16 protein-coding genes are annotated in these 21,162 nt (G+C 32.0%); all 16 read left to right on the forward strand.

Features of this window, described 5'->3' with window-relative positions; translation table 11 throughout:
• Positions 1 to 17: 17 nt before the first annotated feature.
• The 16 genes from BM077_RS02985 (at position 18) to pyk (ending at position 21,133) form a co-directional block, all read left to right on the forward strand.
• A complete protein-coding gene (locus BM077_RS02985; protein WP_090095123.1) occupies positions 18 to 3,350 on the forward strand; it encodes a hypothetical protein in 3,333 nt (1,110 codons plus the stop codon).
• Positions 3,351 to 3,565: 215 nt separating this feature from the next.
• Positions 3,566 to 5,002: a contractile injection system protein, VgrG/Pvc8 family gene (locus BM077_RS02990; RefSeq protein ID WP_176941609.1), complete on the forward strand. Its 1,437-nt coding sequence runs from the start codon at positions 3,566 to 3,568 to the stop codon at positions 5,000 to 5,002.
• A gap of 51 nt (positions 5,003 to 5,053) precedes the next feature.
• Positions 5,054 to 6,109: a hypothetical protein gene (locus tag BM077_RS02995; protein WP_090095126.1), complete on the forward strand. Its 1,056-nt coding sequence runs from the start codon at positions 5,054 to 5,056 to the stop codon at positions 6,107 to 6,109.
• 218 nt (positions 6,110 to 6,327) lie between these two features.
• Positions 6,328 to 7,038 carry a hypothetical protein gene (locus tag BM077_RS03005; protein WP_089748136.1) on the forward strand — a complete coding sequence of 237 codons (711 nt, stop codon included), beginning with the start codon at positions 6,328 to 6,330 and terminating at the stop codon, positions 7,036 to 7,038.
• Positions 7,035 to 9,668 carry an Hsp70 family protein gene (locus BM077_RS03010; protein ID WP_089748135.1) on the forward strand — a complete coding sequence of 878 codons (2,634 nt, stop codon included), beginning with the start codon at positions 7,035 to 7,037 and terminating at the stop codon, positions 9,666 to 9,668. Before BM077_RS03005 ends, BM077_RS03010 begins: the two co-directional genes overlap by 4 nt.
• A 50-nt stretch (positions 9,669 to 9,718) precedes the next feature.
• The gene (locus BM077_RS03015) at positions 9,719 to 10,492 is read left to right on the forward strand and encodes a hypothetical protein (protein ID WP_089748134.1); all 774 of its coding nucleotides are present in this window, start codon (positions 9,719 to 9,721) and stop codon (positions 10,490 to 10,492) included.
• 22 nt (positions 10,493 to 10,514) lie between these two features.
• Complete coding sequence (locus BM077_RS03020; RefSeq protein WP_089748133.1) at positions 10,515 to 10,943, forward strand: DnaJ domain-containing protein; 429 nt, start codon at positions 10,515 to 10,517, stop codon at positions 10,941 to 10,943.
• Between the two features lie 21 nt (positions 10,944 to 10,964).
• Positions 10,965 to 11,612, forward strand: a complete 648-nt coding sequence (locus BM077_RS03025; protein ID WP_089748132.1) for an FHA domain-containing protein — start codon at positions 10,965 to 10,967, stop codon at positions 11,610 to 11,612.
• Between the two features lie 23 nt (positions 11,613 to 11,635).
• Positions 11,636 to 12,178, forward strand: coding sequence for an FHA domain-containing protein (locus BM077_RS03030; protein ID WP_089748131.1), 543 nt, complete (start codon positions 11,636 to 11,638; stop codon positions 12,176 to 12,178).
• 41 nt (positions 12,179 to 12,219) lie between these two features.
• Entirely contained in the window at positions 12,220 to 13,059 is an 840-nt protein-coding gene (locus BM077_RS03035; RefSeq protein ID WP_090003420.1) for a PP2C family protein-serine/threonine phosphatase, read from the forward strand.
• A gap of 51 nt (positions 13,060 to 13,110) precedes the next feature.
• On the forward strand, positions 13,111 to 15,198 hold the full coding sequence (locus tag BM077_RS03040; protein WP_089748129.1) for a PP2C family protein-serine/threonine phosphatase: 2,088 nt from the start codon (positions 13,111 to 13,113) through the stop codon (positions 15,196 to 15,198).
• 18 nt (positions 15,199 to 15,216) lie between these two features.
• Positions 15,217 to 16,167 carry a serine/threonine protein kinase gene (locus BM077_RS03045; RefSeq protein WP_089748128.1) on the forward strand — a complete coding sequence of 317 codons (951 nt, stop codon included), beginning with the start codon at positions 15,217 to 15,219 and terminating at the stop codon, positions 16,165 to 16,167.
• Between the two features lie 243 nt (positions 16,168 to 16,410).
• Entirely contained in the window at positions 16,411 to 17,319 is a 909-nt protein-coding gene (gene accD, locus BM077_RS03050) for an acetyl-CoA carboxylase, carboxyltransferase subunit beta (RefSeq protein ID WP_089748127.1), read from the forward strand.
• The gene (locus tag BM077_RS03055; protein WP_089748126.1) at positions 17,312 to 18,319 is read left to right on the forward strand and encodes an acetyl-CoA carboxylase carboxyltransferase subunit alpha; all 1,008 of its coding nucleotides are present in this window, start codon (positions 17,312 to 17,314) and stop codon (positions 18,317 to 18,319) included. Before accD ends, BM077_RS03055 begins: the two co-directional genes overlap by 8 nt.
• Positions 18,320 to 18,344: 25 nt before the next feature.
• Positions 18,345 to 19,343, forward strand: a complete 999-nt coding sequence (gene pfkA / locus BM077_RS03060; RefSeq protein ID WP_089748125.1) for a 6-phosphofructokinase — start codon at positions 18,345 to 18,347, stop codon at positions 19,341 to 19,343.
• 35 nt (positions 19,344 to 19,378) lie between these two features.
• Positions 19,379 to 21,133: a pyruvate kinase gene (gene pyk / locus BM077_RS03065; protein WP_089748124.1), complete on the forward strand. Its 1,755-nt coding sequence runs from the start codon at positions 19,379 to 19,381 to the stop codon at positions 21,131 to 21,133.
• Positions 21,134 to 21,162 lie beyond the last annotated feature (29 nt).

A 21,162-nucleotide genomic window follows, 5' to 3' on the forward strand; every position in this document is an offset into this window, starting at 1 on the left:
TTTATGGGGGTGACGATATGAATAAAAAATATAATTTTATCTTGAAAAGAACTTTTGGCTTAGATTCTGATAAAGAGATAAAAGAAATAATAAATGATATTCAAAAGCAAGTTACTAATAATAAAGGATTTAAAATGCAAGAAATTATAGATGAAGATAAAAAAGAAGTAAACCTTAGATTCAACCCAAATAATGAAGAGAGTAAAATAACTAATCTTCTTGTTGCAGCTGGATTACCTAATGAACAATTTGATAAGGCTGAGAATATATACAGATTAAAACTTAATGATCAAGGAACAGAATATAAGTATAACTTGCACGGTTATTCCCAAGCAGGAGCTTATGCTCAATATGCAGGTATACTGGCGGAAAAGTTTAAAGTTAATCAACAGATAGTTACTTATAATAGTATTGGATTAGAAACTTTTTTAAAATTTAATGGAAATGAATTCTTAGGCTATAAAGCTGGTTTATTATATTACTTAAATGATCTATTAAATAAAGATTGCATAATGACCTTAATATTTAATGAGCTTATTTATCACAAAGTAATAGAAGACGGTAATATAAGTATTGAGTATAGAGATGAATTTGTTGAAGGCATAAAAGTTAAAAAAATGAAAGAAGCATTAATCAAGGTACTTAACAAAGTACTAAGCCTAGAGCAAAAAGAAGCAAAGAAACTAGTAGAAGAATCCTTCAACCCTTACATAATAGAACGCAAGATGAGATTTATAGATAGCTACCAGCAATATAAAGCCAGAACCCAAGAAGCAAAAGGTAATATTATCAATTACATAATGGCAGATAATATACCAGCTAGGCTGTTAGGACATATAGGAGACACATATGTCGTAGATGAAAATTTATGGCGGTTAGATAAAGGGAAAGTTAGCAACTTAAGTGAGCGAATATCAAAATTAGAAAAGAAAGAAGCAGTTGATTTAACCAAGCCTAAATTAGACCTCTTCAAACCATTTATCTTAACTAAAGAAGGCGGTAGCTTTAAATCGGCTGTTGATAGATTGCGAAATATTCCTCAAGAAGGTAACCTAACTAATAATGTCAGTCGTGATTACTTACGTTCGTTAATCAAAGATATAATTCTTGATTTCAAAACCAAGGACGAGGGATTCTTAAAAGAAATCTTTAGATTATCTAGACTAGGTAGGGAAGGCGAGATTATGGTGATTATCAAAGACCGTTTGCGCCATAGTATGTACTTGCAAAAGAAGTTGGATACGAAAGATAGTAGCGGTATATTTAAGAGTAGATATCTACAAGAGAATCAAGATTTACTAACTGAGGAAGATAGAATCTATCAACTAGCTAAGCCTATATTAAATCAGTTAAATCATAGAATGGGTTATTCAGAGTTAACAAAATTATGGGACTGGAAGATAACAGGTAGTGGGCAGTTCTTAATTCTAGGTAATAAACTAGAAAGTAACGAAGAGGTAAAAGAATATCATGCCTCAGACTCAAAGCGAAAGTTTACTAATGAAGAAGTAAAGTTAAAGATAGAACTAGAAGAACCATCTCAAAATAAAATATACGGCACCCACAAAACACGAAGTAACTACAAAGAAGAATACGACACCGAATACCGCCTCGAAGAAGAAAATACCTACCAATTTAGAAATACTCAAGGAATCGGAGCAACAATCCTCAGTAAATATACTAATCCTGAACGCAAAATTAAGATAGATAAGAAAGAGATCTCCGGAGTCTATAATGAAGTAGACGAAATCGAAGGCAAGGTTAAAGTTGGTGGTGAAGAGTATTACGGCAGTAATATCATCTATAGACCAGATCGTTATGAATTAGTCTATCTCTATGGTCCAGAAAAGAAGGATAAGTTAATTATCGATGGTTTTAAGAATGGAGATTATGGCATAGAGTTAAAACCAAAAGTAAAAGAAGCTAAGGCTACCAAAGAACCGATAACTTATACTCCCCATCGGGTTAAGATAGATCCATTTGAATTCCAAATCTTAGATAAGTTAGAGATAGATAAGTCTGTCTATGACCATACTAGAGTCAAGATTGCTGGTATGATTAGCGATGAAGATTTACAAGAGTACGAAAGATACCTAGATAAAGAAGACCCTAAATTAGTAATCACTTATGATAATCAAGATAATAAGATTCTATTTAAAGGTGTCATCGAAAATTATCGTTTGGATTATAAACCACAAGAGTATTACTTAGAATTAGAAGCGGTCTCTTATAGCGTACTATTAGAACGCAAATGGAAGAATCGTATCTATCAGAACTTTGGCACAACCTACGGTGAAGTATTTAATAAGCTAATGGATGATAATCCATTATTTCATATCACCTTTGCTGACGATAGCTTAGAAGAGACTTCATTGGTCTCTAAGAACTATCCACTAGTCTTACAGTATAAAGAGAACGAATGGGACTTTCTGAAACGTATTGCTTCTTACTTAAATCAACTGGTAATTGTAGACGATACGAAAGATGACGAAGAAAAGATTACTATCTTACTTGGATTCCACACTGGCAAAGTAAAAGATTTAAATAATATTGCCGGTGTTCAGAGGATGAAGAGTATTAAAGAAAGAGACCATATTTATCCGTTCTATCAGACCCATTACCATGCCCACTTTAGATCCGATGAGATATTCGATATCGGTAAGAAGGTTAATTATCGCTTAGATAATGAGACTAAGGAGACTGTCGAATTGATTATAATCAAGAATAGAATCTATATGGAAGATAGTATTCTACGTTCAGACTTAAGTTTAGTTAAAGAAGAAGAGATAGATGTAATGAAAAGAAGACGCAAGCGACTAATCAAAGGAAAAAGTTTTAGAGCTGAGGTTAAGAAAGTTAATCAAGACTACACAGTCCAAGTAGAATTTCTTGATATCGAAGATGACTATAATCCACTTAAAGCCTTTCGTTTTCCAATAGACAAATTCTATACCGATGCTTACTTCGCACCAGAGGTAGGTGATGTAGTAGATATCTACTTTAAAAGCAAGAATGAGAAACATGCTACCTCAAAGAGTAGTAGTACCGATAATGACAAGAAGATAGATCATGACCCAGTGGATAAGCTAATCAAGACTCCTGGTGGATTTCAACTCTTACTCAATAACCAAGAGATTCTATTAGCAGGCAAAGATAAGAAAGCTAGCCTTCATCTAATGGAAGAAGAACTTAATTTAGGAGTAATGAATGGCGGTGGACTAGAAATGACTAAAGATAGAGTTAGAATCGGTAACCAGAAAGGCCAAGGAATCATCGATGATGAAAAGACAGAGTTAAGCTTTGGCAAACGGCGATTAAAGATAAGTAAAGGTGGGATTAGTCTTTCGTAACTATATTTGAAATCTAATTGGAAGAATTTTAGATACAATTGGTTATACAAGTAAGTTTATTGAAGTAGAGAAGAATAACCACACATATTATACTATATAATGGTATAATATAAAAAATAATACATTATAAGCAGGAAATTCAATTAAGAAATAGAAGATAATTAATGGAGGAATTATATCTAGGTTGTTTTATGATTTTAAGGGAGGCAGATTTAATGAGTTCGACGAAAGGGGACCAAGCAGAAGTAGGTAGACGTTTTACGCCGCATAAGATTAAATTTGATATCTTTAAATTTAAAGCATTAGAAGAGTTAGAGATAGATAAAGCGATCTATGAGCATACTGAGGTTAAACTTAAAGGGGTTATAGATGAAGCCAATGTAGCCGATTACGATAGATATTTAGCAAAGCAAGAACCAAAATTAGTTATAAATTATGGTGAGAAGGGGAATAAGATATTATTTAAAGGAATAATAACAGACTACAAATTTGTATATAAGAAGTATGATTATTATCTTACTTTAAAAGCAGTATCGTATAGTATCTTACTAAAACAAATTAGAAGGAATAGAATATTTCAGAATTTAGGTACTACCTATAATGAAGTCTTTGATAAATTAATGCAGGATAATCCGAAGTTTCACCTTGCATTTGCTGATGACGCTATGGGAGAAACGCCATTAGTCTCTAAAGAATATCCTTTAGTATTGCAGTATAAGGAGACTGATTGGGACTTTTTGAAGCGAATAACGTCCTACTTAAATAAGATCTTAATTGTTGATGATATGAAAGATATTCAAGAAGGGGTTAATATTTTAGTTGGAGCCCATCCGGGTGCACCAAAAGAGCTTAATAATGTTTCAGGTGGTAAAGCAAAGAAGACTGGACGTAAGAATAATAAATTCGATTATTATAAAATTTATGGTCATGAAAATCATAGATCAGAAGATATATTCGATATAGGGAAGAAGATTAATTATAAAGTAAATAATCAGACGAAAAAGAAGTTAGAACTAATTATATTAAAGAACAGAATTTATTTACAGGACAGTATCTTATGCTCTGATTTGACATTAGCTAAGCAGGAAGCGATCAATTTACTTAAAGAAAAACGTAAGGTTCCAATTGAAGGTCGAAGCTTTAGGGCTAAAGTCAAGAAGCTTAATAAAGATCATACCGCTAAAGTAAAATTTATCGATATAACTAATAAATATATAGGATTTAAAGCATTTAATTTTCCGATTGATAGGTTATATACTGAGGCTTATTTTGCGCCAGAAATAGGAGATATAGTAGACATATATTTCAAAGGTAAGAATGAAAAATATGCAACGTTAAAGAGTAGTAGTACCGATAATCAGAAGAGGAATAGACAACTTCCTGAGGATAAGGAGATAATTACTCCTAATGGTTATCGAATTAAGATGAACAATGAAAGCCTGCTAATTTCAGGCAAAGATGAAAAATCATTAATGGAGATAAAAGAAGAACTGATAAAAGTAATCAGTACTAAAGGAACGATTGAAATGACGCCAGATTTGATTAATATGAAAAGAAAAGATGGTGCTGTACTCATGGACGATGCAAAGACCGAAGTAGAGTTTGGAGGCAAGAAGATGAAAGTTAATAATAGCGGGATTGATATGTCCTAAGATAAGTTGAGTAGATTATGAAGGGAATACTATTGGAGGTAGGTTAAGAAAGTGAAAGATTTAATAGGGGCTAAACTAGATCAAATGGCTAATCTTAAAGATCGAAAAGTACTAAAGGAGATAATGGAGGAAGCCTTTTTTAATATTATAGATTATCAAGAGCAAGTAAATGATGCTTTAGAAGATAGAGTCTTTAATATAATGGAGGATAAGGAGAAGTATTATGATATCTATGCAACTCTTGTTAAGCGAGAGAAAGTTGATCTATTGGATGATTTCTTATTTCCAATCTTAGAAGAAGATAAAGAGGAAGAAGTCTATGATAAAGAAGAGCTTATAGAAAAGATTAAAGCAGGCGAAGAAGTTGTTGTTACTAAAGTCTTTTTAGAATTAGAATACGAAAAGATTCAGTCTTTAATCGAAGAAGGAGAACCACTGTCAGGAACCATCATTAGTGATAGTGAAGAGTATAATATTTCGATTAAATTAAAGTATAATCGAGACTATCTCAAGGCTGAAGAAGAATTATACAAGACTTTTTTGCGGAGTGGCATTAGATGGAGAACTATCAACAATCCCTATATTCGGAAGATCTTCGATATTGTAATTGTAGATAGTGGTGAAGAATTAGATGATATAACAGATTTTGAAGAGATAAACTTTGATTTAGGTAGTTTAGAAGATAAGAAACATGTTGGGTATGTTCCTGTCTGGAATATAAAGAGGGTAGAACAGAAGAGTGATGGTTTTCCGGTGCCAGCTGAAGACAAGATAAATTATGATCATGTAGTATCTTTAAAAGATTTAGGTGTGGAGAATGGTTATTTAGTTACTTCAGATAACTTCAACATAATAGCTATTAAGAAAAAGGAAGAAGACTTGATTATTACTTGTGATGATAGTAATTCTACTTCTTGGGAATTACTGAAGATTGTCCAAGATAATAAGCCTAAAAACCAGACATTTGAATTTGAATTAATGTCAAATAGTAAGCAAGGTTTACTGATGAATCGACTTACTCATCAGAAGTTCAAACCAGTAAGAACTTTTGGGGACTTAAATAGAATAATAAATTCTTTTAAAGAGATCGATAACTTAGTTTTATAGGAAGTTGAAATATTAAATGAAATGATAGATGAAGACTCTACCTACGACTTTAATTTTTATATAGAAGATGAAATCAGAGTAAATAACAGTAAGAAAGTAATGTTATTAAAGTTTAAAGATATCGAAGATAATTATTTAAAATATGACTTACTTAGTTTCGTGATTTCAGAAGTTCAGATGCATTTTGCGGAGTACATTTGTAAGGGAGTATTTATTTAATGAACTACATATGGGAATTAATTGTCAGAGCCAAAAATGAGAATATAGATTTAAAAGAAATTAGTTTTAAATTAGCAAATAGATACTCACCGTATATGGAACTTAGTAATCAAGATATAAATTCTAAGCAAGTAGAAGCTGAGGCAGAGATTAATCCTTATTATAGATTTTTCGATATTTTTAAAGAGTTATTTATGCCTGATTATGATGATTGCCAAGAGTTAAGAGGTGTATTTTTAGATATAGTAGTTCATTTTTTAACAACGATAGACCTTAAACAGGGAATGGACAAGCAAGAGTATTATAAAAAAATTATTTACCATGAAATTAAGGGTGGCTATTTTGGACAAGTAGTAGAGGAAGGGATAGATTATTTTACTAATCAAGAAAAGAGTCTTCTATTAGATAATATTTATAGGTTCTATAATACCGGGAATCATATATATCATTTAAAAGATACTATTAAAAAAATCTTTAAAGACTCTATCATCTATGTGAATTGTTATGAAATAAATGAAGTTCTTATCTATATTGGCCAAGTTAAGAATCAGATTAATCTTATGAAGTTAAAGGTGATAAAGGAATTATTCTTACCAGTGAATTTTAAAATAACGACTTATTGGGAGAAACATTTTGGAATAATAGGGGTAGTAGAAACGATGACAATAGGGGAAATTTCAATTTATGAAAAGGAGGAAGCCAAAAATTGAATTCTTATAAGCTTAATCCTAATATAAGAAAGAAGAAACAAGATAGGAGATTCACTAAAAATGAATTACTGGAAATGTCCACTTATAAATTAAAGAATATATGTAGTAGATATAAGATAGTTAAAGCCTATCAAAGTTCTTATAGTAGGGAAGAGTTAGTAGATATTATATTTAAATATCGAGGAGTAGAAAAAGTAAAATTAATAGAAAAATATAAATCCGGTGGTCTTGCGCGATTACAAGATGCATTGGATGAGAATTTAGTTACTAAAGTGCGGGTTGCCGATAAGATAAAGATTCCAGCTAAGATCACGATATATGAAGGGGTTGGGATTACAAAAGAAGATAAGTATAAAGTGGTTATTAAGGGTGAAATAGAAGAGTCTAATGTCTTATTAGTCAATGGGAAGAACTATTTATGTGGTGTCTTCAATCTTAAGAAAGATACAGAAGGTAATTATTATTTAGCAGCAAATAATCATAACTTTAGATTAGAAGAATTTAATAATAAGAACTATAGTCTTTTATTCTTTAAAAAGAATGATTCAAATTACTTATATAAGAGTTATTATGAAGAACGCAAGTTGCCGCCAAAAAATATTGAATACTATAAGGTGCCGATTATTGATTTCGAAGTCAAAGCATTAGAAACTACAAAAGCGGTATTATGTATTGACTTCGGCACATCAAATACAACAGCAGGAGCATATTTAGATAGTAATTATGTTTCAAATCTTTCTAGTAATGACTTGTTAAATGAGAACATTAAATTAAATGAAATAAACTTTGTTAAGTTTCCTCATGTAACTATTAAGAATGAACAGTGGATTAAGATGACGCCAACTATAGTTTATGTATTAAATTGTGAAAATCCCAATAATATTAAGTTCATATTTGGGCATGAAGCAAAAGAGCGGATGAAGAAGAATGACTATACCAGTAATGCTACTGTCTTTCAAGGAATAAAAAGGTGGGTTAATACTTACCAGAAACGCGAAGAAGTCTATGATGAATTTGGAAATATAGCAGAGATAACAAGAGGAGAGGTAGTTAGAGCTTATATTAATTATATTGTTAAGACAGCTGAACACCAGTTCAAATGTAAATTTAAGAACTTACATATTTCTAGTCCAGTAAAGATGAGAAGACAATTTATTAATATGTTCCAAGAAATAGTTGAGGGCTATAATGTAGAAAGTAAGTACTTTTTAGATGAAGGGATATCTGTACTGTATAATACAATAGCTAATCTAATTGAAAAGAGAAACTTTTATGATGGCCAGGAGTACAAAGCATTAGTTATAGATTGTGGAGGTGGAACTACCGATTTATCTTCTTGTAAATTTCAAATAGTTGAGGGGAATATTTCTTATAAAGTAAATATCAAAACCGGTTTTAAAAATGGAGATACAAACTTTGGTGGTAATAATATAACATATCGAATAATGCAGTTCATGAAGATAGTTTTTGCCTACTACTATCAGAGTGAGCAAGAGATTATAGATATAGATGAGTTGATTCCATTTCCGAGTATAGACCTCTTTAGATATGTGGATGAGTTGGGGATAGATAAAATCTATACTAAATTAGAAGAGTACTATCAAAGAGCAGAAACCGTAATTCCAACTAGGTACCAAGAATATGAGAATAAGACCAGTGATGAGTACCAGAAAGTAAAGAATAACTTTTACTTTTTGTGGGAGATAGCTGAAAGAATGAAGAAACAGTTCTTTAAAAAGACAAGCATTTTAAGAAATAAATTTGAGTCAACTGAATTTAATGAAGTAGATAGTGATTTATACGTAACACCATTAGATAAGTGGAGTCTTTCCGTTTATAAGTACGGAGTATTAGAGACAGTAGATAGATTTCCAGATGTCATTTTTAATATTAAAGAGATAACTAAATTGATTAGAGCCGATATTTATGAAATAGTTAGAAAGTTTTTAGATAAGCTTTATGAAAGTGGAGAGTTAATGGATTATTCCATAATTAAGTTAACAGGACAGTCTTGTAAAATAGATATTTTTAAAGAAGCTCTTAAAGAATTTGTTCCAGGGAGAAGTATAGAATTTAAACAGAAGGATAAAGAAGAAGAGTCTCTGTATCTAAAGCTTTCTTGTCTAAGAGGAGTAATAAAATATATGAAAGCAAAGAAACTTGGCGATATTGAGGTACAAATAGAAAGTGAGTCGCCAATTATTCCCTATTCTATAAGTGCAATTACATTTACAGGAGAAGAAAAGACAATTGTCGGAAGTCAGAATCGGATAGACCAAGCTAAAGGCAGTATTTCTAAACCGTTAAGCACAAAAGAAATAAAGTTTTATTTAAAGAATGTGCAGGGCGTATTACAACAAGAGTATATATATGAAAATCATTTTAATGACTATCAAGAGATAGTAGTAGAAGACTTATTACAAGAATATGAAAATAAAATAGTGCAGGAAGAGACAGATAAAATTAAAAATGGAGAAGTAAAGTTCTTTGTATTTACTGATAATGAAAGTTGGGGTTTCTTTATAGTACCAGTTAGCAGAATGGATGATCAATTATATGTAGGAAAGAAAAAATTCTTTGCATTTGAAGATGATTTATCTAATCTGGACTTCTTTGATGGATTAAAATAGGTGCATTAACTTTTCCCGAATATAGTAGATCAAGCAGGAAGGATGATAACTTGTTTAGTAATCAATTTCCTTATTTTAAAAAAGGTAATATATTAAAAAAGAGCATGCTTGAAAATATTAGAGATTATCCGCGAGATTTTATTAACTTATATTTTCAAGACTATTCTGATGGTATATTAACAGGCTGTAGTTTGGAAGTGAAAGGTAATTATATAAATATTAATAGAGGATTGATTAAATTTAAAGATAGAATGTACATGTTAAATGAAGTTAGCAAGGTGGATTACGAAGATAGCAGTAATGAAATGATTTTAAAAGTTAAATTTTTAGATTCTAAAGAGGAGAATGATTTTGAAATATACGAAAGCAATATATACTTGGATACTGGGCAAAAATTAGAAGAAAGTGAATTTGAACTTGGAAGGTTTAAGTTTAGAAAAGGGGCTCAATTAAGAGATAATTATAATCAATTTACGGATTTTGCTATAGAGTATAATACTATAAATTTAATTAATGTAAAGTATTCCAGTGTTAGTGAACCAAGCATTCATCCTTTAATAAGTAAAATGTTTGCCCATCAAGTATTGGATAATATAGAAGATAGTAGCTTGGATATAAGTTTTGCTATGCAATGTTTAAGTAATAAGGTGGTAAATAGGAAACTGATAATGGCTTATTTAGTTAAAAAGTTGGGTTTAGAAGATAAAGCATATACTAATATGGAAATATATAGGTTTTTAAGAAGGATATTGAAACTGATATCTGGAAATATATCAAATGGAACTCAAGCAAGAAATCGGCCTAATAAAATTATAGTTGATTAGAGGGAGGCTATAAAGATTATTTATGGGGGATTACTATAGTATTTTAGGGGTAAGGAAGAACGCTAATAAATCGACAATAAAGAAAGCATATAGAAAGTTAGCATTAGAGTATCATCCAGATAAGAATCCAGGTGATAGCGAGGCTGAAAGGAAATTTAAGAAGATTGTTAAGGCCTATGAAGTATTAAGTTCTAAGCAGAGCAGAAAAGAATATGATGAGCAGTTAAATCAAGAGTTTAATAAGAGGCAAACTGGAGGTTATTCTCAAAAGCAAGAAAAATATAGGACTAATTTCAATCCTAACGATCTTAATAATGTTGAGCAGAGGTTTAAAGAGTTTTTTGGTTTTGACCCTAAAACTAAAGAGAAGATTAAGAAGAAAAAGAAACAAAAGAAAGATCAAATGAATACTGATGATCTTTTTAATAGATACTTTGGGGCTAATAAATAAAGCATTTAGGAGGGAGTATTAATGAATAAAATCTTTTATATCTTCAAAAGGATACTACCTGTTATCAATATACCTAAACATATTAAACGGTACTACTTGAAATGGAAAATATCAAGGCATAAGGATGAAGATAATGAATCGATTCATTATTTGTTAAAGTTTATTAATCTTGTTATATTGGCAATGATATTAGGGGGAATTATCTATTTAAATATAATTTATAAGGACAGAAGATTAATAGTCGGTAGTATCGTAGCTATAACTGTAGCTGCTATTGGAATATTTGTAAAGAAAAATAAAAAGAGGAACAAAGTTGCGACAGGCTATCAAGAGGTTGAAGCACTAATACTAAAAGATGAGAGTGACCAAATCATAAAAAGATGGAAGATACACAATTCACCATCGCTATTAATTGGAAAAAAGACTAAAGCAAATGAGGTTGATATTGACCTATCAGAGGCTGTATATGCTTCTTTAATTAGTAGGCAACATGCAGTAATGAATAATACGGGTGATAAGTGGTACTTTGAGGATATAGGTTCGTCAAATGGTAGCGGAATTAAAAGAAAACAGAGCAGTGAAAAAATTAAAATAGAGCAAGGAAGACCATATCAAGTTAATGCTGGAGATACTATATATATAGCAAATACGAAGTTATTAGTTAAATAGAATTTAGAGGAGGAAATATCAAAATGAATATGGAGAGGTGTCCAAATGGGCATTTATATAATCCTAGAAAATATAATGAATGTCCTTATTGCGACGAAAAAGTATTAGAAGACAACAAAAATTCTGGAGAAGAAGAGTCTAACAAGAAATCATCTACTGCTTCTAATACTAATCAAAATGGGGCAAAGACTTTAGCCTATTATGATAATCAAGATGGTATCAATCCAGTAGTAGGCTGGATAGTATGTATAGAAGGAGTAGAACGTGGCAAAGATTATAAGATTGTAAGTGAAAAAAACTTTATAGGTCGTTCAGAAGATATGCACATTCATATTGCTGGTGATAATGCAATATCTAGAAGAAATCATGCGGTAATAAGTTATAATCCAAAACAAAGAAATTTCATGTTAATTCCTGGAGCTGAAACTAGTGGGATTATATATATTAATGAAGAAGCAATCTATGCACCAACAGAACTATCGCCTTATGATGTGATAGAGATGGGAGAAAGTAAATTTATATTCATCTCTTTATGTGGTCAGCATTTTGAATGGGGGCTTGAATGACTATATAATTCATCTAATTTTGATTAAAGAAGGAGAAAAGTATGTTATTTAAAAGAATATTTGCATTTCCTAATCTTTTAATCTATCTTAGTATCTTATTAATAGCAAGATATTTAGTAGAGAGTTATTTAAATGACAAACGTTATAAGCCTAAATTATTAATTGGTAATGCTCAAGATAGAGGAAGTAGAAAAGAACAAGAGGACTCATTTTCAACAATAAAGAACGAAAACGGGGTTTTAGCTGTATTAGCAGATGGTATGGGAGGGTTATCGCTTGGGAAGAAGGCAAGTAACCTAGTGGTAAGAACATTCTTGGAGGAGTTTACACGGACTTATAATATTCATCCTATTAAGAAATTCTTAATTAATACTACATATATAAGTAATGCTAAAGTTTTAGAGTTTAGTACTGAACGCAATATAGGGACAACCTTAGTAGCGGTATTAATTAATAATGGTAGACTTTATTGGACTTCGGTTGGAGATAGTTATATATATCTTTATAGAGAAAAAGAACTAAATTTACTTAATGAACAACATACTTTTGCTAAAGAATTAGCTGTTGCTTATGAAGCAGGGGAAATAAGTCAACAAGTAGCTTTAAATCATCCTAAGCGAGACAGGTTGACAAGCTATCTTGGTTACGAGAATTTTTATGAACTTGACTATAGTAATTCTGCAATCGAACTACAGCAAGGGGATAAAGTGATTCTTTGTAGTGATGGGATAAATGATTCTTTATCAGAAAGAGAACTAGAGAAAGTTATATCTAAAAGGGCCCATCCATTAAAAATCTCAGAGGAAATCTTAAAAATAGTGTTAGATAAGAATATTAATAATCAAGATAACGCAACGGTCATCGTATTAGAAAAGACTTAATAAGAGCATTCTAATTGTTAATACTTAGTGTTTTATGAGGAGGAAGAAGAAGTGCGTAAAGACAATAGTGAATTTATAACAGAATTTATTACTAAGTCAGGCAACTTTAAAAAGAATAGAGATTATTTTGCTTATGTTGAGCTTGATGATATGGCATGTTGGGTATTAGCGGATGGATTAGATTCGTCACCAGATATGTTAAGTGCTGAAATAGCAGCTGGAAGCATTCTTAACGACTTTACTGAAAATCCTTCTATGAAGCGGAGGCATATAAAAAAATATATTAAGAATGCTCATCAGGCTTTACTTCATGAAAGTAGACTTATGAAATTGCAGTCTACAGTATTAGTTATTGTTAGTGACTACTCTTCGCTTATTTGGGGAAGTGTAGGGAATGCACGTTTATATCATCTAAGAAATGAAAGGATAAATCGTAAGAGTAAGGACCATAGTATAGCTCAGATGTTAGTAGATGCTGGTGAAGTTGAGGAAAAGAGACTTAATCAGCACCAAGAGAGAAATAATTTAACAGAATATTTAGGAAAAGATGGTACAGTTAAGCCATATGTAAGTAAGAAGCTTAGATTGAAGGATGATGATTTTCTATTGATGTGTACTTCAGGTTTTTGGGAGAATATCAACGACCAAGAATTGGTAAATGGATTAAAAGAAGCAAATGATGCAAAAGAGTTTGTAGAAGGTCTAGAAAGTAAGATATTAAACACGGGTAATGATTTAGATAATTATTCTATTGCTTCTATTTTTATAAAGAAAGCTTTTCAAGAGGATAAGTCAAGAAAGAAATTATATAAGAAGATAGCTATCTTTTTAATTCCAATTCTCATTTTAGGTAGTGGGTTCTTTATTTATAGCAAGATTAGCAAGCGTAGGTTAGCAAAGACTTTGAAACTAAAAAATATAAAGAAAGCATCTACTAATAATAATGAAGGTGATAGACTATTTAAAGAAGGTAAATATAATAAGGCGTTAATAGAATATAACAAGGCAAGAAATCTGTATAAGAAATCACAACAAAAAGAAAAACTCGTGGTAGTAGATAAGAAGATTAAGGAGACTGGAAGGATTATTGCTGGTAGAAAGTTAGAAGAAGACGGTGATAAAAGTTTTACTACAGGCAATTACCGAGATGCATTATCTAAATATAAGGAAGCTAAATTAAATTATCTAAAAGCAGGTGAATATAATCTATCTCAGATAGAGGATAAATTAACGAAGACCAATGATACTTTAAAGGCTATTAATTATGAAAATGAAGGTGATCTATTCTTTAAGTCTGAAGAGCTACCGGTTGCTATGGATAAATATATGAAGGCATTAAAAATCTATCGTAAAAATGAAATGTCAGCGAGAGAGAAGAAAGTAAAAGCTGACATACAGAAGATTGAAAAATTAATAACAAATAATCAAAGATTCAGTAAAGCTCAAGAGGTTGAGGTGACTGGAGATGAGCTATTTAAATTAAAAGATTTTAAAAATGCAATTCTAAAATATACTGAAGCCAAAATTATCTATTCAGAATTAGGTATGACAGAAGAAGTTAATAGTATTAAGAAAAAGTTAAGAAATATCGATGTTTTAAAAGCAGCTACAAAAGCAAAGGAGTATGAAACAAAAGCAGATAGATATTTAGAGAAAAAGGAGTATAGTGATGCGTTAGCCAATTATAAGGATGCTTATAAGATATTCAATACAATTGGTAAAGAGGGAAGTAGCACAAGGGTTGAAGAGAAGATTGATAAAAGTGAAAGACTTATTAAAGCTAAAGAATTATTAGCAGAAGGTGATGCGTTATTTAAAGTTAAAGATTTTAAAAATGCAAATTTAAAGTATATGAAAGCTGAATTAATTTACTTGAATTTTGGCCTAACAGATAAGGTCAAGACAATTAAAAAGAAGATAAATAATGTAAGGGATGCTGAGTCATATTTAAAGGCAAAAGATTATGAAAGATTAGCAGATATGCAGTTAGAAAGTAAGAAGTATGAAAAAGCATTATATAATTATGGACAAGCCAATAAGATATATTCTGAAATTAACAAATCTGAGGCTAGTGAAAGAATACAAAAGAAGATCAAAAAGACAAAAGAAGCCAAAGATAAATTTTTATTCTTCTTTTAGGAGAGTGGGATCTTAACAATGCAGGAAGCATGCCAAGAGACAGATTATATTTATCTGCCAGAAGGAACAATTTTAAAGAATAATTACCGTATTAAGGATAATTTAGTGACTAGAAGTAATTTTTCAATAGTATATTTAGCTGAAAGAATTGATACTAGTGAAGAGGTGGTCATTAAAGAGTTCTTTCCTAAAAATTTAGCTTTGCGTGATCTAGATGCAAAAAGTGTAGTCTGTAAGAATAATCTTTTTAAAGATAAATTTAAAGAAGAATGTAACTCTTTTTCAAAAGAAGCAAAGTTAATGATAGAATTAGAGAATAAATACGTAGCTAAGTGTTATGATTATTTTAAAGAGAATAATACTTCCTATATAGTGATAAAGTATTATCAAGGCAAGACATTGGGTAATTATTTAAATGAAAATAATCTTAATTTTAAAGATTTTTTAAGAGGAATATACTTACCTTTATTAGATGCAGTTAATAATATTCATAAAGAAGGTTATATTCATCGTGATATCAAACCTAGTAATATAATAATTTATAATAAGCAGCCTATCATAATAGATTTTGGCTCAGTAATAGATTATAAGAAGGATTTTCAGAAAAAAGTTCTTTTAACTCCAGGGTTTTCACCAATTGAACTTTATTCTGAAAAGACCAGACAAGGTTGTTATTCCGATATTTATAGTTTAGCAGCTATTCTTTATTACTATTTCACTCAAAAGATACCTAGAGAGGCTGTAGATAGAATAATTGAAGATAAGATAAAAGAGGTAAATGAATTAAACCAAGAAGTTTCTAGTTATTTAAATAGAGTTATAATGAGGAACTTATCTTTAAATTATAAAGATAGAGATCAAAAGGTGTGGTCCTTGCAATTGAAATTATGGAAGGAATATATAAAAATTGAAATAAAAGATAGTATTTTGAAACTATTTAATGGTTTAACTCTGGATAGTTCCAATTAATTGCTATAATATTCTATTAAAAATGTGAAAGAGTTGAAATTTAACCGTAGTGTGTTATAATTATGAGCAGTATTAATGTTGATTATACTGTTCATTTTTTATATTAAGTGGGTTTTCATCTTTTGGGTTAGAGAATTGTGAATTAAAGAGATGTACATACTAAATATAAATATACTATAATATGGTCTGTTGGTTTAAGGTTCTAGGAGTTAAAGTTTCTGTTTTTAGTAAGGGGGGAAGAAAATGTTTAAAGATTGGTTTGGTAGTAAATCAAAGTATGTAACTGTTAAACGGCAAAAAGAGAAATCAAAAGAGAAGAAGAAAAAGAAAGGTAAGGGTAAAGGTAAAGGTAAGATAACAGATGAACTGTGGACTAAGTGTAAGAATTGTGGAGAGATTATTTTTAATAAAAAACTGGCACAAAATTTAAAAGTCTGTTTAGAGTGTGAATATCATTTTCGGCTTAATTCACAAGAGAGGCTTAACTTATTAATTGATGAGGATAGTTTTACTGAATTTGGAGAAGAATTAGAGACTGTTAATCCGTTAGAATTTCCTAAATACGAAAGTAAGTTAAAGAAATATCAAGAAAAGACGGGATTGGATGAGGCTGTAGTTACTGGTGAGGGTCAGATTGGAGGACATAGAGTAGCTATTGCTGTAATTGATGCTAACTTCTTAATGGGAAGTATGAATTCAGTTGTTGGTGAGAAAGTTACACGAGTGATTGAAACCGCTTTAAATGAAGAGCTGCCTTTAATCATTATTTCTGGTGGTGGAGGTGGTGCTCGGATGTATGAGGGAATGTTATCGTTAATGCAGATGGCTAAAACTAGTGCTGCTTTAGCTAAATTAGATGATGCTGGACAGTTATTCATTTCAGTTTTGACTGATCCTACATATGGTGGTATTTCAGCAAGTTTTGCATCTTTAGGTGATATTATTATTGCTGAAAAAGAAGCAAAGATTGGGTTTGCTGGTCCGCGAGTTATAAAGCAAACAATTAATAAAGATTTACCATCAGGGTTTCAAACTTCTGAATTTCAATTAGAACATGGTATGGTAGATAAAGTAGTGGGTAGAAAAGAGATGAAGGATGTTTTAGTAAGAATTTTAGATATACATAGCTTGCGAGGTGAAGTTAATGCCTAAAGATCATTTAGAATTTGAAAAGCCTTTAATAGAATTAGAAGATAAGATTAAGGAATTGAAGCAGTTTATGCAAGAAAAAGATATAGATTTGACTGATGAGATTGAAAGACTTAAAGAGAAGTCGGAACGTGTTAAGCAGGAAGTATATTCTGAGTTAGAGCCTTGGCAAATTTTAAAGTTAGCACGTCATGCAGAACGTCCGACTACATTAGATTATATTAATTTAATCTGTGATGACTTTATTGAATTGCATGGAGATAGGAATTATGGAGATGATCGAGCCTTAATTGGTGGTATAGGTAAGATAGGAGACCAACCTTTGACTATAGTTGGTCATCAGAAAGGGAAAAGTACTAAAGATAATATTAACCGTAACTTTGGTATGGCTCACCCGGAAGGTTATCGTAAAGCTTTAAGATTAATGAAACAGGCTGAGAAATTTAATCGTCCTATTTTAGCTTTAATTAATACGCCAGGTGCTTATCCAGGTATTGAGGCCGAAGAACGAGGGCAAGCAGAAGCAATTGCTAAAAATATGATGGAAATGGCGAGATTAAAGGTGCCAATAATTATTATTGTAACTGGAGAAGGAGGTAGTGGTGGTGCTTTAGGTATTGGTGTCGGTGACAAAATTATGATGCTAGAGTATACGTATTATTCAGTATGTTCGCCAGAAGCATGTGCTGCTATTCTTTGGAAAGATGCTAGCGAAGCAAAGACAGCAGCAGAAGCGCTAAAATTAACTGCTAAAGACCTTTTAGAATTAGGTATTGTAGATGAAATTATTAATGAACCATTAGGAGGGGCCCATAAAGCATTTAAAGAAAGTGCCGAACTACTCAAAGAAGCTATTCTTACTAATTTACAAGAAATTCAGTCTTTCTCTATTTCAGAAATGTTAGAAAAAAGATATGATAAGTTTCGGCAAATAGGGGAATATATAGAACATAGCAGGATAGAAGTCAATGATGAGCAACAAGATGAAGTAGTTAATGAATAGTAATTAAATAAGGAGGTAGTGTTTGGTGAAGAAGATTGGTGTTTTAACTAGTGGGGGCGATGCTCCTGGGATGAATGCTGCCGTTAGGGCAGTAGTTAGAAAAGCAATCTATGAAGGATTAGAAGTAATCGGAATTAGAAGGGGTTACGCAGGGGTTATTGATAGTGATTTCGAAGTTATGAATCGAGGTTCTGTTGCTGATATTATCCATCGCGGAGGTACTATACTACATTCAGCACGTTGTGAAGAATTTAGAACCAAAGAAGGACGAAGGGAAGCCATTGAACAGTTAAAATATGGCGGGATTGAGGGTTTAGTTGTAATCGGTGGTGATGGTTCTTTTACCGGAGCAAAGCTGCTTAGTGATGAATCAGATATTAAGGTGATAGGTGTTCCAGGGACAATTGATAATGATATCGCTTGTACTGATTATTCTATTGGTTATGATACAGCTATGAATACAATTTTGGATGCTATTAATAAAATAAGAGATACAGCCACTTCTCATGAAAGAACTTTTGTAGTAGAGACGATGGGTAGACATTCTGGTTTCCTAACGCTAATGTCAGGGTTAGCCGGTGGGGCAGAATCAATCTTGATTCCTGAAGTTGAATTTGATATTGAAAGTATTTGTGAAAAATTAAAACATGGTTATAACCGTGGTAAATTACATAGTATTATATTAGTGGCAGAAGGTATTAGCGATGATTTTAAAACTGACCGTGATTTGAATGAAAGTAAAGCATTTGCTCTTGGTGAAGAGATTAGTGAGCGAACTGGTTTTGAAACTAGGGTTACAGTTTTAGGGCATCTGCAACGAGGTGGAGCTCCTACTGCACAGGATAGAATTATGGCTAGTCGTTTAGGAGCAGCTGCAGTTGACATGCTAATTAAGGAAGAGACGAATAAGATGGTAGGAATGGTTCATAATCAAGTACAGAGTTTTCCAATAGAAGAAGCTTTAGAAGGAAGCAAAGAAGTAGATGAAGGAATTTATGAATTAGCACATATACTATCATTATAGCAAATTAACAATCTTTTACCAGAGGAGGGTTTTAGATGAGAAGAACAAAAATTGTGTGTACTATTGGGCCTGCCAGTGATGATAGAGAGATTCTTAGTAAATTAATTGATGCTGGGATGAATGTAGCTCGTATGAATTTTTCACATGGGAACCATGAAGAGCATGGGGTTAGAATGGAAAATGTACGTCAATTAGCTGCTAAAAAAGATAAACCAGTTGCTGTATTATTAGATACTAAAGGACCAGAGGTTAGAACAGGGATGTTGAAGAATGATGAGAAGGTAAGATTGAAAAAAGGGCAAAAATTTGTCTTGACTACGGAAGATATTGAAGGAGATAATAAAAAGACTTCTATTACTTATAAAGGATTACCTCAGGATGTGGAACCTGGAGGTGTGATCTTAATTGATGATGGTTTAATTGAATTGAAGATAGATAAACTTGACGAAACTAAAGTAGAGTGTACGGTAGTTAATGGTGGTGAATTAGGTTCTCGTAAAGGAGTTAATTTACCTGGGGTATCGGTTAATCTACCAGCAATTACAGAGAAGGATGTAGCAGATATTAGGTTTGGTATTGAGCAGGATGTAGACTTCATTGCTGCTTCTTTTATTAGAAAGGCAGCGGATGTATTAGAAATTAAGCGAATCTTAGAGGAAGAGAACGCTAATATTAAGATTATTTCTAAGATTGAAAATGAAGAAGGTGTAGAGAATATTGATGAAATTATAGAAGTCTCTGATGGTATTATGGTTGCCCGAGGTGACTTAGGAGTTGAAATCCCGACAGAAAAGGTACCAACTGCTCAAAAGATGATGATTAGTAAATGTAATGAAGCAGGTAAGCCGGTTATTACTGCTACTCAGATGTTGGATTCAATGATTCGTAATCCACGTCCTACTAGAGCGGAGGCTAGTGATGTAGCAAATGCGATCTTTGATGGTACTGATGCCACTATGTTATCTGGAGAGACTGCTGCTGGCGATTATCCGGTTGAATCAGTACAGACTATGGCTAAGATTGCTGAAGAGATCGAAGAATCACAGCGATATAAAGAGCAGATGGCTCATAAGAATATGGTTCCACCAAGAACAGTAACAGACTCAATAAGTTATTCAACATGTGAGACAGCTCAAGACTTAGGGGCAGCAGCAATTATTACTTCTACTCGTTCCGGTCATACTGCGAGAATGGTTTCTAAGTATCGACCTTATTCACCGATTGTAGCAACTACTCCGAATCGAAAAGTATTTAATCAACTGATTCTTTCCTGGGGAGTTAAACCGGTCTTAGTAGAAAACACTAATTCTACTGATGATATGTTAGATGCTTCAGTAGCAGGAGCTTTAGAATCAGGATATGTTGATACTGGAGACCTAGTAGTAGTCACTGCTGGCACACCAGCAGGGGTTCCAGGAACCACTAACTTACTTAAAGTACATATTGTTGGCAAAGCTGTTCTTCGCGGTGCTGGAATTGGAAAGCAAGCAGCAAGTGGGTGCGTTTGTGTAGCTAAGACAGCTAGTGAAGCTAATAAGAAGATGCGTGAAGGTGATGTGTTAGTCACTTATGGGACAGATAAAGACTTTGTGCCAGCTATGGAGAAGGCAGTGGCAGTAATTACCGAAGAGCCAGGTTTAACTTCACATGCTGCGATTGTTGGATTAAATTTAGGAATTCCAGTAGTAGTAGGTGCTTCTAATGTGGTTGATGCTTTAAAAGACGGGGATATAGTAACAGTCGATAGTGTGCGAGGTTTAGTCTATAAAGGAGAAGCAAATGTATTATAGAAAGTTCAAGGAAGAAATTAAATAATTAG

It is taken from the genome of Candidatus Frackibacter sp. WG13 (assembly GCF_900114655.1).
Taxonomy (GTDB): domain Bacteria; phylum Bacillota; class Halanaerobiia; order Halobacteroidales; family Acetohalobiaceae; genus Frackibacter.